At 71.0% G+C, this 13,986-nt stretch carries 15 protein-coding genes; 10 read left to right on the top strand and 5 right to left on the bottom strand.

What is annotated here, in order from left to right; genetic code table 11:
* Positions 1 to 37: 37 nt before the first annotated feature.
* Positions 38 to 1,087, bottom strand: a complete 1,050-nt coding sequence (gene sepH / locus ACFUN8_RS33700) for a septation protein SepH (RefSeq protein WP_383646198.1) — start codon at positions 1,085 to 1,087, stop codon at positions 38 to 40.
* Positions 1,088 to 1,553: 466 nt separating this feature from the next.
* On the opposite strand from sepH, the gene ACFUN8_RS33695 reads away from it, so the two are divergent.
* Positions 1,554 to 2,453: a hypothetical protein gene (locus ACFUN8_RS33695; RefSeq protein ID WP_383646195.1), complete on the top strand. Its 900-nt coding sequence runs from the start codon at positions 1,554 to 1,556 to the stop codon at positions 2,451 to 2,453.
* A 12-nt stretch (positions 2,454 to 2,465) separates the two neighbouring features.
* Here the strand turns inward: ACFUN8_RS33695 and ACFUN8_RS33690 are convergent, their stop codons facing one another.
* Together ACFUN8_RS33690 and ACFUN8_RS33685 are read right to left on the bottom strand one after the other, a co-directional pair.
* Positions 2,466 to 3,803 carry a D-arabinono-1,4-lactone oxidase gene (locus ACFUN8_RS33690; RefSeq protein WP_383646192.1) on the bottom strand — a complete coding sequence of 446 codons (1,338 nt, stop codon included), beginning with the start codon at positions 3,801 to 3,803 and terminating at the stop codon, positions 2,466 to 2,468.
* Positions 3,745 to 5,010: an MFS transporter gene (locus ACFUN8_RS33685; protein WP_383646189.1), complete on the bottom strand. Its 1,266-nt coding sequence runs from the start codon at positions 5,008 to 5,010 to the stop codon at positions 3,745 to 3,747. The genes ACFUN8_RS33690 and ACFUN8_RS33685 overlap by 59 nt, the downstream gene beginning before the upstream one ends.
* Before the next feature lie 154 nt (positions 5,011 to 5,164).
* Between ACFUN8_RS33685 and ACFUN8_RS33680 the strand changes: the two genes are divergently transcribed.
* Together ACFUN8_RS33680 and ACFUN8_RS33675 are read left to right on the top strand one after the other, a co-directional pair.
* Positions 5,165 to 6,292, top strand: a complete 1,128-nt coding sequence (locus ACFUN8_RS33680) for a ferrochelatase (protein WP_383646186.1) — start codon at positions 5,165 to 5,167, stop codon at positions 6,290 to 6,292.
* A 166-nt stretch (positions 6,293 to 6,458) separates the two neighbouring features.
* Positions 6,459 to 7,283 (top strand): inositol monophosphatase family protein, encoded by an 825-nt coding sequence (locus tag ACFUN8_RS33675; protein ID WP_383646183.1) that lies wholly within the window; start codon positions 6,459 to 6,461, stop codon positions 7,281 to 7,283.
* 93 nt (positions 7,284 to 7,376) lie between these two features.
* On the opposite strand, the gene ACFUN8_RS33670 is transcribed toward ACFUN8_RS33675, so the two are convergent.
* The gene (locus tag ACFUN8_RS33670) at positions 7,377 to 7,550 is read right to left on the bottom strand and encodes a hypothetical protein (protein ID WP_023538151.1); all 174 of its coding nucleotides are present in this window, start codon (positions 7,548 to 7,550) and stop codon (positions 7,377 to 7,379) included.
* A gap of 356 nt (positions 7,551 to 7,906) precedes the next feature.
* On the opposite strand from ACFUN8_RS33670, the gene ACFUN8_RS33665 reads away from it, so the two are divergent.
* The 4 genes from ACFUN8_RS33665 (at position 7,907) to ACFUN8_RS33650 (ending at position 11,424) form a co-directional block, all read left to right on the top strand.
* Positions 7,907 to 8,560 carry a response regulator transcription factor gene (locus ACFUN8_RS33665; RefSeq protein ID WP_354608608.1) on the top strand — a complete coding sequence of 218 codons (654 nt, stop codon included), beginning with the start codon at positions 7,907 to 7,909 and terminating at the stop codon, positions 8,558 to 8,560.
* A gap of 5 nt (positions 8,561 to 8,565) precedes the next feature.
* The gene (locus tag ACFUN8_RS33660) at positions 8,566 to 9,807 is read left to right on the top strand and encodes a sensor histidine kinase (RefSeq protein ID WP_383646179.1); all 1,242 of its coding nucleotides are present in this window, start codon (positions 8,566 to 8,568) and stop codon (positions 9,805 to 9,807) included.
* A gap of 389 nt (positions 9,808 to 10,196) precedes the next feature.
* Entirely contained in the window at positions 10,197 to 10,493 is a 297-nt protein-coding gene (locus ACFUN8_RS33655) for a DUF4193 domain-containing protein (RefSeq protein ID WP_023538148.1), read from the top strand.
* Positions 10,494 to 10,506: 13 nt separating this feature from the next.
* Positions 10,507 to 11,424: a hypothetical protein gene (locus ACFUN8_RS33650; RefSeq protein ID WP_383646176.1), complete on the top strand. Its 918-nt coding sequence runs from the start codon at positions 10,507 to 10,509 to the stop codon at positions 11,422 to 11,424.
* On the opposite strand, the gene ACFUN8_RS33645 is transcribed toward ACFUN8_RS33650, so the two are convergent.
* The gene (locus tag ACFUN8_RS33645; RefSeq protein WP_383646172.1) at positions 11,421 to 11,924 is read right to left on the bottom strand and encodes a DUF3093 domain-containing protein; all 504 of its coding nucleotides are present in this window, start codon (positions 11,922 to 11,924) and stop codon (positions 11,421 to 11,423) included. The genes ACFUN8_RS33650 and ACFUN8_RS33645 overlap by 4 nt on opposite strands.
* Positions 11,925 to 11,982: 58 nt before the next feature.
* Between ACFUN8_RS33645 and ACFUN8_RS33640 the strand changes: the two genes are divergently transcribed.
* The 3 genes from ACFUN8_RS33640 to ACFUN8_RS33630 are packed head-to-tail and all read left to right on the top strand — an operon-like array spanning position 11,983 to position 13,899.
* Positions 11,983 to 12,603, top strand: coding sequence for a PaaI family thioesterase (locus ACFUN8_RS33640; RefSeq protein ID WP_383646170.1), 621 nt, complete (start codon positions 11,983 to 11,985; stop codon positions 12,601 to 12,603).
* Positions 12,600 to 13,115 (top strand): dUTP diphosphatase, encoded by a 516-nt coding sequence (gene dut / locus ACFUN8_RS33635; protein ID WP_383646167.1) that lies wholly within the window; start codon positions 12,600 to 12,602, stop codon positions 13,113 to 13,115. The genes ACFUN8_RS33640 and dut overlap by 4 nt, the downstream gene beginning before the upstream one ends.
* Before the next feature lies 1 nt (position 13,116).
* Complete coding sequence (locus ACFUN8_RS33630) at positions 13,117 to 13,899, top strand: DUF3710 domain-containing protein (protein ID WP_382572490.1); 783 nt, start codon at positions 13,117 to 13,119, stop codon at positions 13,897 to 13,899.
* Positions 13,900 to 13,986: the final 87 nt, after the last annotated feature.

The following is a 13,986-nucleotide window of genomic DNA, read 5'->3' as shown; positions in this document are numbered from 1 at the left end:
GCGCGCACCGCCCCGGCCCCATTCCGTCTGTACTCCGTCAGTCCTGCTTCTTGCGACGCGTGCCGAACACGATCTCGTCCCAGCTCGGCACGGCGGCACGGCGGTTGGGCCGTACGCCGTCGGCCTCCGCCTGACGGTCCGTCGTACCGGTCAGCCGGTCGCGGTGGCCCGCCACCGAACGCGGCATCAGCACATCCGCGTACGCGGACCCCGCACCCGCCGAGGCGGCCGGTGCCACCGGCTCCTCCTCGGGCGCCTGACCGGGCTCGATGGCCGGCGGCTCGGGCGGCGAAGGCCGCTCCGGGACCACCATGTCGCCACGGAAGCTCGGCACCGCCTCCAGCAGGCTGGTCAGGGTGTCGCGCTCACTGGTGTCCTCGTCCGGATCCGATGTGCTCGGGCGCTCCATCTGCCGTTCCAGAGCGCGGTCGAGCGGCCGTTCACGATCTCTCGGCAGCCGCGCGATACGCGGGACGAACGGAAAGCTCGGCTCCTTCGTACCGACGGCGAGCGAGTCGTCCGTCTCACCGATCAGCGAGCGGGCCTCGTCGTCGACGGCCTGTACGAGCCGCCGGGGCGGGTCGTACGTCCAGCTCGCCGAGTGCGGTTCGCCCGCGACCCGGTAGACGAGCAGGACTTCCCAGGTGCCGTCGTCGCGGCGCCACGAGTCCCACTGCGCGGTCTCCTTCTCGGCGCCGCGCATGAGCAGCCGCTCGTTCACCGCCTCGCCCAGCTGGGGACCGGTGTTCTCGCCGGGGCGGCGTACCGCCGTCTTCCTGGCGCGCTCGGCCATGAAGGCGCGCTCGGCCAGCACGGGGCCCTCGAAGCGCCGGACCCGGTCGACCGGGATCCCGGCCATCTGGGCGACCTCTTCGGCGGAGGCTCCCGAACGTATCCGCGCCTGGATGTCACGGGGCCTGAGGTGGCTCTCCACCTCGATCTCGATCTGGCCGAGGCGGGCACGGTCGTTGCGTACGGCCGCTCGCAGCCGCTCGTCGATGGGGAGCGTGTACTCCGTGCTGTCGGCAGCCTTGAGCACCAGTCGTGTGCCGTCATTGGAGACGGCCACGACACGCAGTTCGGGCATGGGGACCTCCCGGGTGGTGCCTGCCGACGTCACGTGCGTCGCTGCTTCCGCTAGTCGAGTGTGACCTGCCCGGGTGCAGCCTGCCACAACCTTGCCGAGTTGCCCGGCGTGTCGGGCATGGGCCCTGGAACGCCGTCATGACACGGTTGCCTGTTTGCGACACAGAGTGACAGACCTGGTCACTTTGCGTAGCAGGCGCCCGTGCGGTGCCATCGCGCCGCCGGATCGAGTGCCACTTCGGCCCCCTCCCGAAGACCCGGACACCTGTGAGGGAGTCCGGCCCCAGGGCTCGCCACAGTACTCCATTCGGGCCATCGGGGTGGACTGCCACGCCACCGAAGTTCTGCGGGGGTACGGCAGTTGAGGGGGTGTCCGTATGCCGCACGCGTGTCCCAATTCACACAATCTCCAGAAGCGGAACTATCCGATTCGCTCATATGTCCCTTCCTGGTGCACGGTGGCACAGATGGGCAAGCAGAGGTCGGAGATGGATCAGAGGCAGAATCCGGGCATACGGACCGGCGAGGAGACCGCGACACAACGGCTCGAACTGAGCGTGCCGCAGGTCGCGGGCAGCGCGCTCGCGGCCATCGCCGCGGCGGTGTTCGCCTCCAAGCTCGGGGTGTACGGCACGATCATCGGCGCCGGTGTGGTGAGCGTGATCGCCACCTGTGGCGGCACGGTCTTCCAGCACCTGTTCCGGCGCACCGGCGACCAGATACGCGAGGTCTCGGTCCAGGTGAAGCCGAGGGCGCGCCAGGTGTACGACTCCGAGCCGGCCCCCGTCCCGGATCCGGCGCGCGCCGACCCGCCTCCCGAGGAGGCTTCCGCCCAGGGACCCGTCGCCCAGCGGCCCGCCGCCCAGGACGAGTTCGGGGGAGCCACCACGTACGGCACACGGGTACGCGGCTGGAAGCGGCCCGTCGCCGCGGCCGCCGTCGTCTTCGCCGTGGCGATGCTCTGCATCACCGGCTACGAGTTGGCCGCAGGCCAGGATCTGAGCGGCGGCAAGGGAACGACGTTCAGCTCCGTCGTACGCGGCGGGGACACCGACCGGGACTCCACACCCGACCGGCCGGCCGAGCCCGGGGGCGGCGGCCCGACCCCCTCGGACGACGGCACGGGAAGCGGTACGGGAACCGACCCGGACCCCGGTACCGGCACCGACGGCACCCCGGCCCCGTCCGCACCGGGCGACGGGCAGAGCCCGAACACCCCCGAGACCGGCGGCCCTTCGACCGCCCCGTCCCCCGGCACCTCGCAACCCGACGGCGAATCCGGTGAATCCGGCGGATCCGGCGACCCCGGGGGCCAGTCCGTCCCGCCCCCGCCGCCCACGGCCCCGACGCCGGGTCCGACCGGCTGACGACGCGAGGCGCTACCCGCCGATGACCCGCCGCAGATACGGATTCCCGAACAGCCGCTCCGGGTCCAGCCGGTCCCGTACCGCCGTGAACTCGTCGAAGCGCGGATAGACCCCGGCCAGATACGCCGCGTCCCGCGTGTGCACCTTGCCCCAGTGCGGCCGGCCGCCGTGCGCGGTCATGATCCGTTCCACCGCCGTGAAGTACGAGCGGTAGGGCGTGCCCCGGTACAGATGCACCGCGATGTACGCCGTCTCCCGCCCCGACGCCGTCGACAGCGGGATGTCGTCGGCGGGCGCCGTCCGCACCTCGACCGGGAAACTCACCCGTAGCGGTGAGCGCTCGATCATGGCCTTGACCTCGCGCAGCGCGTCCACCGCGGCCTCGCGCGGCAGGGCGTACTCCATCTCCACGAAGCGCACGCGGCGCGGGCTGGTGAAGACCTTGTAAGGAATGTCCGTGTACGTACGGGCGGACAGGGCGCGGCTGGAGACCCGGGCGATCGCGGGGATGGTCCTGGGCACCGCCCGGCCGACCGAACAGGCCACCTGGAACAGCCCGTTGGAGAGGAGTTCGTCCTCGATCCAGCCGCTGACCGTACCGGGAGGGGCCGCCGGGCCCGCGCTGCGGTTGTTGCGCTTGGTGTTGCAGTTGCCGGTGTGCGGAAACCAGTAGAACTCGAAGTGCTCGTTCTCCGTGACGAGCGCGTCGAAGTCGGCCGTCACCCGGTCGAACGGCATCGGCTCCTCGCGCGCCGTCAGCAGGAAGACCGGCTCCACACCGAAGGTGATCGCCGTGACGACACCCAGCGCGCCCAGCCCGATCCGGGCGCTCGTGAAGATCTCCGGATTCTCCGTCGGCGAGCACGTCAGTACGGAGCCGTCCGCCGTCACGAGTTCCAGCGCCCGGATCTGCGCGGCGATCGAGGCCGACTCACGGCCGGTGCCGTGCGTGCCCGTGGACGTCGCGCCGGCGACGGTCTGATCCATGATGTCGCCCATGTTGGTGAGCGACAGGCCCTCCCCGGCCAGGGCCTCGTTCAGCCGCTTCAGCGGGGTGCCCGCCGCCACGGTGACGGTGCCGGCCGCGCGGTCGATCTCCCGGATGCCGGTGAGCAGATCGGGCCGTATCAGCAGGCCGTCGGTGGCCGCCGCGGACGTGAACGAGTGCCCCGCACCGACCGCCTTGACCCGCAGCCCGTCCGCCGCGGCCGTACGGATCGCCTCGGCGAGTTCTTCCACGGAGGCGGGGGAGAGGACGCGGGTGGGACGCGCGCTCACGTTCCCCGCCCAGTTACGCCAGGTGCTTGTCGCGTTCCTCGTCGTCGCCGCGCCTGTACCGGTGTTGGTCATCAGCCCCGAGCCCCTCCCGATCCGTTGGCCGCTCCCGCAGCCTGCGGTGGCCCAGCAGCGCCACCAGGGCCGCGGCCACTCCCGCCACGACGGGCACAGCGAACCCCGCCCGCGCCCCGGAGGCGTCCACCACCCAGCCCGCGGCGGAGGAGCCGAGCGCCACTCCGACGGCGAGTCCGGTACTGGTCCACGTCATGCCCTCGGTGAGTTCGGTACGAGGTACGTGCGCTTCGACGAGGGCCATCGTCGTCACCATCGTCGGTGCGATCGAGAGGCCGGCGACGAAGAGCGCCACGGCCAGGATCGGCAGGCTCCCGGCCAGTTGGAGGGGGATCATACTCACGGCCATCGCACAGACGCCCACCAGCCACCTCCTGGACGCGCTGCCCCGCAGATGCAGCAGCCCGAACACGGCACCGGCGAGGCACGAACCGAGCGCGTAGACGGCGAGGACGAGGCTCGCCGCCGTCTTGTTCCCCCGCTCCTCCGCGAACGCCACCGTCACCACGTCGATGCCGCCGAAGATCGCGCCGGTCGCCACGAACGTCACCACGAGCACCTGGAGACCGGGGGAGCGCAGCGCCGTACCCCGGGTGTGGTGCTCACGGGACTGCGGCACCGGCTCGGTGGCCCGCTGCGCCGTCAGCCAGAACACCCCCGTCACCAGGAACACCCCGGCCAGGAGCGGACCCGCCTCGGGGAACCAGGCCGTGGACAGACCGATCGAGATGATCGGGCCGAAGATGAAGCACAGCTCGTCGACGATCGACTCCCACGAGTACGCGGCGTGCAGCTCACGCGGCGACCCCCGGTAGAGCTCCGCCCAGCGCGCCCGGACCATCGACCCCACGCTCGGCACACAGCCCGCGCCCGCGGCGAAGACGAAGAGCGTCCACTCCGGGGCCGACTGCTGGGCGCACAGCAGGAGTCCGGCGACGGCCGTCACGGCGGTCAGCGCGGCGGGCCGCAGGACCCGCCGCTGGCCGTGCCGGTCCACGAGCCGGGAGATCAGCGGCCCCATCCCGGCGGCGGACATCGCGAGCGTCGCCGCCAGCGCGCCCGCCAGCCCGTAACGCCCGGTGAGCTGGGAGATCATCGTCACGACGCCGATGCCCATCATGGACAGCGGCATCCGGCCGACGAGACCGGCCGCGCTGAAACTCCGGGTGCCGGGCGCGGCGAAGATCGCGCGGTAGGGACTGGCCACGTGTCGCTCCGGTAGGCGCTGTCGCGAGTGACGGCGCGAACGGCCGCTGGGCACTGGCGGTAAGGAATGAACAGGCGCAGACAGCTTACGGCCCGGCGGTCCTCCGGCGCGCCTCGGTTTATCGCCCGCCAACCGCGGATGGCAGGATCGAGGCATGCCCGAACAGGTAGAGACTTCCCCCTATGACGCCTTGCTCCTGCTGTCCTTCGGCGGCCCGGAAGGCCCGGACGACGTGGTTCCGTTCCTTGAGAACGTGACCCGTGGCCGGGGCATCCCCAAGGAGCGGCTCAAGGAAGTCGGGCAGCACTACTTCCTGTTCGGCGGGGTCAGCCCGATCAACGAACAGAACCGCGTCCTCCTGAAGGCGCTGCGCGAGGACTTCGCCGAGAACGGCCTGGAACTGCCCGTCTACTGGGGCAACCGCAACTGGGCGCCCTATCTGACCGACACCCTGCGGGAGATGACCAAGGACGGCAGACGCCGTGTCGCCGTCCTGGCCACCAGCGCCTACGCCTCGTACTCCGGCTGCCGGCAGTACCGCGAGAACCTCGCGGACGCGCTCGCGACGCTGACGGACGAGGGGCTGGAGCCGCCCCGCGTCGACAAGCTGCGGCACTACTTCAACCACCCCGGCTTCGTACGGCCCATGGTGGACGGTGTGCTCGCCTCCCTCGCCGATCTTCCCGAGGACGTGCGCGCGGGGGCCCACCTCGCCTTCACGACCCACTCCGTCCCGCTGGCCGCCGCCGACACCTCGGGTCCTGTGGAGGACCACGGCGACGGCGGCGCGTACGTCGCCCAGCACCTCGACGTGGCGCGGCTGATCGCCGACACGGTCCACGAGGAGACCGGCGTCGAGCACCCCTGGCGGCTCGTCTACCAGTCGCGCAGCGGGGCGCCGCACATCCCGTGGCTGGAGCCGGACATCTGCGACCACCTGGAGGCCGTGCGCGGCGCGGGGGCCCCGGCGGTCGTCATGGTGCCCATCGGGTTCGTCTCGGACCACATGGAGGTGCTGTACGACCTCGACACCGAGGCCACGGCCAAGGCCGCCGAACTGGGCCTGCCGGTCCGGCGCTCGGCCACCGTGGGGGCCGACGAGCGGTTCGTCGGCGCCGTACGCGATCTGCTCCTGGAGCGCGCGGCGACCGAGCGGGGGACCGCGGCGGAACGGTGCGCGCTCGGGACGCTCGGCGCCAGTCACGACCTCTGCCCGATCGGCTGCTGCCCCGCCAGGACACCCCGCCCGGCCGCCGCCGGGGCCGACAGCCCGTACGCCTGAGTCCGCGACGCCCCCGGTCCGCGACGCCCCCGGTCCGCGACGCCCCCGGTCCGCGACGTCCGAGTCCGCGACGCCCGACCCGGTGTACGTCCGACTCCCGCACGCCTGACGCCCCGCACGCCCGACGCCCGTCCCACCCGGTGCCTTCCCGAGGAGTGACCTGCCAGTGACCGACCCCGGTTCCGCGTCCGACACCGACCCCCTCACCGCCGAACTGCTCGCCCTCGCCCTGGAGGCCGCGCGCCGCGCCGGGGCGCTGCTGCGCGACGGACGCCCCGCCGACCTGGGTGTGGCCGCGACGAAGTCCAGCCCCATCGACGTCGTCACGGAGATGGACATCGCGGCCGAGAAGCTGATCACGGGCTTTCTGGCGGAGAACCGCCCCGACGACGGCTTCCTCGGTGAGGAGGGCGCGAGTTCGGCGGGCAGCAGCGGTGTCCGCTGGGTGATCGACCCGCTGGACGGCACGGTCAACTATCTGTACGGGCTGCCGACCTGGGCCGTGTCCATCGCCGCCGAACGCGACGGCGTCACCCTTGTCGGCGTCGTAGAGGCCCCGATGCGCCGCGAGACCTTCCGGGCCGTGCTCGGCGGCGGCGCGTACCTCAACGACCGGCCGGTGAACTGCCGCCCCGCACCGCCGCTGGAACAGTCGCTGGTCTCGACCGGCTTCAACTACGTCACCACCGTCCGCACCCACCAGGCCGCCCTCGCCGCGCGGCTGATCCCGCAGCTGCGGGACATCAGGCGCGGCGGCTCCGCGGCCGTCGACCTCTGCGACGTCGCCGCGGGTCGGCTCGACGGCTACTACGAGCGCGGGCTGCACCCCTGGGACCTCGCGGCCGGCGAACTCGTCGCCCGCGAGGCGGGCGCGCTCACCGGCGGCCGCCCCGGCGCCCCGGCCGACGGCGACCTCGCGGTGGCGGCGACGCCCGGCGTCTTCGAACCGCTCCAGGCACTGCTGGAGGAGTACGGCGCCTGGCACGACTGACCAGCTCCGCGCCTCCGTACGGACCGGGTCCGGTCGGCCCCGGACAGGAAAGGACCCCGGCACCGTCCCAGGGCGCCGGGGTCCTTCCTGCGGTCACACGTTCGCGGTGCCGAACTGAACGCCGTGCTCCGCGGCGAGGCGGTGCAGGTCGTCCAGCTCCTCCTGCTCGACCTCCGCGAGGAAGTCGTCGCCCGTCTCGCGAGCTCGGGTGAGATCGGATTCCGTGGTCCTTATACGCTGCAGAAGACCTGCGGTGAATGCGTCCATTGCGCCCCCTCGGCGTGGGTCGATGGCACGGGGGTGTGCCGACGTCGTGGTCAAGTGGCACCTGGAAGTGCCGACGGCGGTCGATCACGCACCACTCCCTCTGGGGGACAGAGCGGGTAGTGGCATGCCACGTAAGGGGCGTGATCTCGGGTGTGCACTCGTCATCCCCAGGGCGTGTACGGGAGAAACCTCCCGACATTCAAGAATCTTGCGTATTCCTTCCGTATGCCCGGCGGTCGGCATTGTCTTACCGCCGGTTTATGCGCGTAGCGGGCAGGATGGGCCCGCACAACCAGTGCTACGACCTGCCCGGTTCCCCGGATCTCCGGCAAAGGGCCCAGAGGAAGGACAGCGACGTGCGCGTACTCGTCGTCGAGGACGAGCAGCTGCTCGCCGATGCGGTGGCCACCGGGCTGCGCCGGGAGGCCATGGCCGTCGACGTCGTGTACGACGGCGCCGCGGCCCTGGAGCGGATCGGGGTCAACGACTACGACGTCGTCGTGCTCGACCGCGACCTCCCGCTGATCCACGGTGACGACGTCTGCCGCAAGATCGTCGAGCTGGGCATGCCGACCCGGGTGCTGATGCTCACGGCGTCCGGCGATGTCAGCGACCGGGTCGAGGGCCTGGAGCTGGGCGCCGACGACTATCTCCCCAAGCCCTTCGCCTTCACCGAGCTGACCGCCCGCGTGCGGGCGCTCGGCCGCCGTACGACCGTCCCGCTGCCGCCGGTCCTGGAGCGGTCGGGCATCAAGCTCGACCCGAACCGCCGGGAGGTCTTCCGGGAGGGCAAGGAGATCCAGCTCGCGCCCAAGGAGTTCGCGGTCCTCGAAGTGCTGATGCGCAGCGAGGGCGCCGTGGTCTCCGCCGAGCAGCTGCTGGAGAAGGCCTGGGACGAGAACACCGACCCCTTCACGAATGTCGTGCGCGTCACGGTCATGACGCTGCGACGCAAGCTAGGCGAGCCGCCCGTGATCGTCACCGTGCCCGGCTCCGGTTACCGGATCTGATGCCCGTGGCGACCACGCCGGCGCCGCCCTCGGCGCCCCCGAAACCGACCTGGGACCCCAGACGGCCCGACCAGGCGCTGCCCTGGGTCCGGCCGACGATCCGGATACGTCTGACGCTGCTCTACGGCGGGATGTTCCTGATCGCGGGCATCCTGCTGCTCTCGATCATCTATCTGCTGGCGGCGCAGGCCATCAACGAGGGCAGCGAACTGGCCCTGAAGGTGACCGGGGACAACGTCCAGCTGATGAGCCCCACCTGTCCGCGTCTCAACGACGCCGTCAACAACGACCAGCTGAACGCGTCACTCAAGGCGTGCATGTCCGCCCAGCGCCAGCAGGCGCTCGACGACCTGCTCACCCGCTCGCTGTTCGCCCTCACCGGCCTGTCCATCATCGCTTTCGCGTTCGGTTACGCGATGGCCGGCCGGGTCCTGTCGCCGCTGGGCCGGATCACCCGCACCGCGCGCCGCGTGGTCGGTTCCGACCTGGCCCGCCGGATCGAACTGGACGGCCCGGACGACGAACTGAAGGAGCTGGCCGACACCTTCGACGAGATGCTGGAGCGGCTGGAGCGGGCCTTCACCGCGCAGCAGCGCTTCGTCGCGAACGCCTCCCACGAGCTGCGTACGCCCCTGGCGATCAACCGGACACTGCTGGAGGTCCATCTCTCGGACCCGGCGGCCCCGGTGGAGCTCCAGCAGCTCGGCAGGACACTCCTGGCCACCAACGAACGCAGCGAACAGCTGGTGGAGGGCCTGCTGCTGCTGGCCCGCAGCGACAACCAGCTCGTGGAGCGCAAGCCCGTCGAGCTCGCCGAGGTCGCCACCCGCGCCGTCGACCAGACGCGCGGCGAGGCCGAGGAGAAGGGCGTCGAGATCCGCGGTGAGCGCGCGCCGGCGGTCGTGCAGGGCAACGGCGTCCTGCTGGAGCGGATCGCGCTCAACCTCGTACAGAACGCCGTCCGCTACAACGTGAAGGAGGAGGGCTGGGTCGAGGTCACGACCGCGGTCGAGCACGGTGCGGCCGTGCTGCTGGTGTCGAACACGGGGCCGGTCGTTCCCGCGTACGAGATCGACAACATCTTCGAACCGTTCCGCCGCCTCCGTACGGAGCGGACCGGCAGCGACAAGGGCGTGGGCCTCGGCCTGTCGATCGCCCGCTCGGTCGCGCGGGCCCACGGGGGCCGTATCATCGCGGAGCCCCGCGAGGGAGGCGGGCTCGTGATGCGTGTCACTCTGCCGGTCTGAGTTTTCGCTCCGGATCGGAGCGAAGTTCGCTTTGCGCGGAATTTTCGGGACCCGTTCCCGGTTGGGCCGTGTGTGATCGATCACAGGGGCGGATTCAAGCCTCGCACTCTCTGTGATCAAGCCCCTTGCGGAAAGCCGGGAAAATCCGGGTTTCCAGGGGTCGGGGTCACGGGAAGTACACGGGGTGGCGCCCGTGAAGTACGACATTCGGACCGTGTACGGTCCGGTTCGCCACCCAACGCCGATCACTCGGAAAGAGTCCGGTTGGGTGTCGATTGAGTAACAGACCTTGATGTGAGGCAAAATCTCCGCCTCAGGTCGGGCACAAGTCCGGCCTCTCACGCGTTACGCGCTGAGACACCGATGACACCCAGAGGGGGAGAAGCGACATGGCAACGGATTACGACACCCCACGCAAGACCGATGACGACGTCGATTCCGACAGCCTTGAGGAACTGAAGGCCCGTCGGAACGACAAGTCGACATCCGCGGTCGACGTGGACGAGTTCGAGCAGGCCGAGGGACTTGAACTGCCCGGGGCCGACCTCTCCAACGAGGAGCTGTCGGTTCGTGTACTGCCCAGGCAGGCCGACGAGTTCACCTGCATGAGCTGCTTCCTCGTACACCACCGCAGTCAGCTGTCCCGGGAGAAGAACGGTCAGCCGATCTGCCGCGACTGCGACTGAGGAGCGGTCGGCCGTGGCAGGTGACACACCGTCCAGGAAACGGCGTTTCCGGCGCAAGAACGCGCCGGAGGCGTACCAGAGCGGCCCGGGCCCGGCAGAAGGCGTCACGCCCGCTGCCGAGCACTCCGCTCTCCTGCCCCACCCCGGCGTATCCGACGACGACGGGCGAGGCCTCCCGGCCTCGCTCGAAGCGCCCCAGGGCGACCACGACGGGCCCGTGACCGGGGCCCGGCGCCTGGGCAAGGTCAAGCGGGGCATACAGAAGGGCGGCGCGAGCGCCAGGGCGGGGCTCGCGCATCTCGCCGACCGGATCATCGACAACGCTCCGCGCGTTCCCGTCCGTGATCTGGCCACGCTCCGCAGGCAGTTCCCGGGCCTGGGGCCCGAAGAACTCGCCGACAAACTCGTCGCGGGCGCGGCGAACAGCAGCTCCACGGTGGGCGCCGGCATCGGCGCCGTCGCGATGATGCCCGTACCGCCCGCGATGCCGGCCGAACTGGCCGCGGAGATCACGGCCGTCGCCGCGATCGAACTGAAACTCATCGCCGAACTGCACGAGGTCTACGGCCAACGTCCGCCCGGCAATCTCAAACAGCGCAGCACCGCGTATCTGACCTCGTGGACCGAGGAGCGCGGCGTCGACATCACGAAACCGGCGACCCTCAACTCGGCGCTCTCCGGCCGGATGAAGCGCGAACTGCGTCAACAGATCATGAAGCGCACGGTCCGCAGCCTGCCGAACCTGGTGCCGTTCATGATCGGCGCGGCGGTCGGCGCGATGATGAACCGTCGCGACACCCAGAAGGTCGCCGAGCGCATCCGTAAGGACCTGCGCACCCGTCAGGTCTCCTGGGACGCCCTGCCCGCCCTGCCGCCGCTGGAGCAGCCGAAGGAGCTGCCGCCGGAGCTTCCCAGGGAACTGGGCCGCTAGGGCGTGTCTTTCGACCGCCGGACCGTGCCCGGCGTCTCCGGCTCGGTCTCCCGTACCGCGTTCAGCGCCTTCGCGAGCGCCCTCGGGTTGCGGGTCGACACATAGACGTACGGCGTCGGGTCGGCCGGGTCGGTGATCTCCACCCGCAGCGCCGTCGGGATGTAGCTGCGCAGCAGCATGAAGGCGCGCGGATCGGCCTTGTGCATACGCCAGGCGCGCGCCTCCTCACCGGCCAGCACCTCCGCCTCGCCGAGCGCCGCCACCGGGATCCGGGCATGGCCCGCGACCAGTGAGCCCGCCACCACCCGGATCCGCGCGGAGCCGTACGAACTGACGCCGAGCGCCGCGAGCAGCCCCGTCACGACCACCGCCCCGAGCATCGGCACCGTGCCCAGCGGCAGCACGATCAGACCGCCCGAGAGCGCGACGAGAGCGGTGATCACCCACCACGACCCCGGTGCGGTGAGACGTTCGTCGTAAGGCGCCGCTGAATGCTCCATGGAGCCAAGCTTGGCACGGTGCGACCGGCGGGTAGCCGCGCGGGTAAGGTCTGCGCCTGTGAGTACTGTGCCCTCCGGAGGGAAAACCCCCCGTTCCGCCGCCCGGTCCCCGGCTCTGACGCCGCCGGCCGACGCCATAGCGCCGGTACGGCACCCGGAGGCCCCGGCCCCGGGGGAGTTGCTCGGTTCGCACTACGCCCACTGCTTCGGCTGCGGCGACGAGCAGCCTCACGGACTCCATCTCCAGGCCAGGGCCGGCGAGGGCGTCTCGATCACGGCCGAGTTCACGGTACGGCCCGCCCACCAGGGCGCCCCCGGCCTCGCGCACGGCGGCGTACTCGCCACCGCGCTCGACGAGTCGCTCGGCGCGCTCAGCTGGCTGCTGCGCGTGGTCGCCGTCACCGGGAAGCTGGAGACGGACTTCGTCCGCCCCGTACCCGTCGACACCGTGCTCTTCCTCAACGCCGAGGCCACCGCCGTGAGCGGCCGGAAGATCTTCTGCTCCGCCACCGGCCGGCTCGGCGGCCCCGACGGGCCCGTCGCGGTGCGCGCCGGCGCCCTCTTCATCGAAGTGAAGGTCGACCACTTCATCGACAACGGCCGCCAGGAGGAGATCCAGGCGGCCATGGCCGATCCCGACCAGGTCAGGCGCGCCCGCGCCTTCGAGGTGAACCCATGAGCCGTAACCCTGTCGACGTGCTGATCCGCCGGACGGACCCGGACGTTCCGCTGCCCTCGTACGGGCACCCGGGCGACGCCGGCGCCGATCTGGTCACCACCGAGGCCGCCGATCTCGCTCCGGGCGAACGCGCTGTGCTGCCCACCGGGGTTTCCCTCGCGCTGCCCGACGGGTACGCCGCCTTCGTGCACCCGCGATCCGGGCTGGCCGCCCGCTGTGGGGTGGCCCTGGTGAATGCCCCGGGGACGGTGGATGCCGGGTACCGTGGGGAGATCAAGGTGATCGTGGTCAATCTCGATCCGCGCGAGACGGTGCGGTTCGAGCGGTTCGACCGGATTGCCCAACTGGTCGTCCAGCAGGTCGAGAAGGTGCGCTTCCACGAGGTGGCGGAGCTTCCCGGCTCGGCGCGGGCCGAGGGGGGCTTCGGGTCCACCGGCGGTCATGCCGCGGTGGGCGGTTCACAGGGCGGGAATCGATACGCATCGGTCGTATCCGACCGGGAAGGACAGTGACGTGTTCGGACGTCGCAAGAAGAGCGGTGCCGCCGATGACACGGCGGGCGAGGCCGAGCAGGTCGTCGACGACATCGACGACAACGACGCCGACGGTACGGAGGACGGGGCCGAGAAGCCCCGCCGGGTGAATCTTCCCCCGGCCCCCCGGCCCGACGGGCCGTGGGACATCTCCGAGGTGTCCAAGCCCGACGAGGGCCGGGTCGACCTGGGCGGCATCTTCGTCCCCGGGGTCGACGGAATGGAGCTTCGTGTAGAGGTGGCGGGTGACGCGATCGTCGCGGCGACCGTCGTCGTACGCGACAGCGCCGTACAGCTCCAGGCTTTCGCCGCTCCCAAGAAGGAGGGCATCTGGAGCGAGGTGCGCGAGGAGATCGCCTCGGGCATCACGCAGCAGGGCGGCATCATCGACGAGGTCGAGGGCCCGCTCGGCTGGGAGTTGCGGGCCCAGGTGCCCGTGCAGCTCCCCGACGGCACCGGCGGCGTACAGCTCGTGCGCTTCATCGGCGTCGACGGGCCGCGCTGGTTCCTGCGCGGAGTGATCTCCGGACAGGGCGCGGTGCAGCCCGAGGCCGCCGGACTGCTTGAGCAGATCTTCAAGGACACGGTCGTCGTGCGCGGCGAGGGCCCGATGGCGCCCCGCGACCCGATCGTCCTGAAGCTCCCCGACGACGCGCAGATGGTCGCCGAGGGCGTCCAGCAGGCCGAGGAGCAGGAAGGTTCCCGCTTCGCCGGTGGCATGGGGCAGCTTCAGCGAGGCCCGGAGATCACCGAGGTGCGCTGATCAGAGGACCCGGGGATTCGTCCCCGTAGCCTCGCCGGGGACGCCCGGACACATCTCGACACGCGCCGGTGGGCCGCGCTCCTGTCA

Source organism: Streptomyces sp. NPDC057307, assembly GCF_042667665.1.
Classification (GTDB): Bacteria; Actinomycetota; Actinomycetes; order Streptomycetales; family Streptomycetaceae; genus Streptomyces.
Note: the sequence above shows the minus strand (reverse complement) of the source record. Positions and strands in the feature narration are given on the sequence as shown.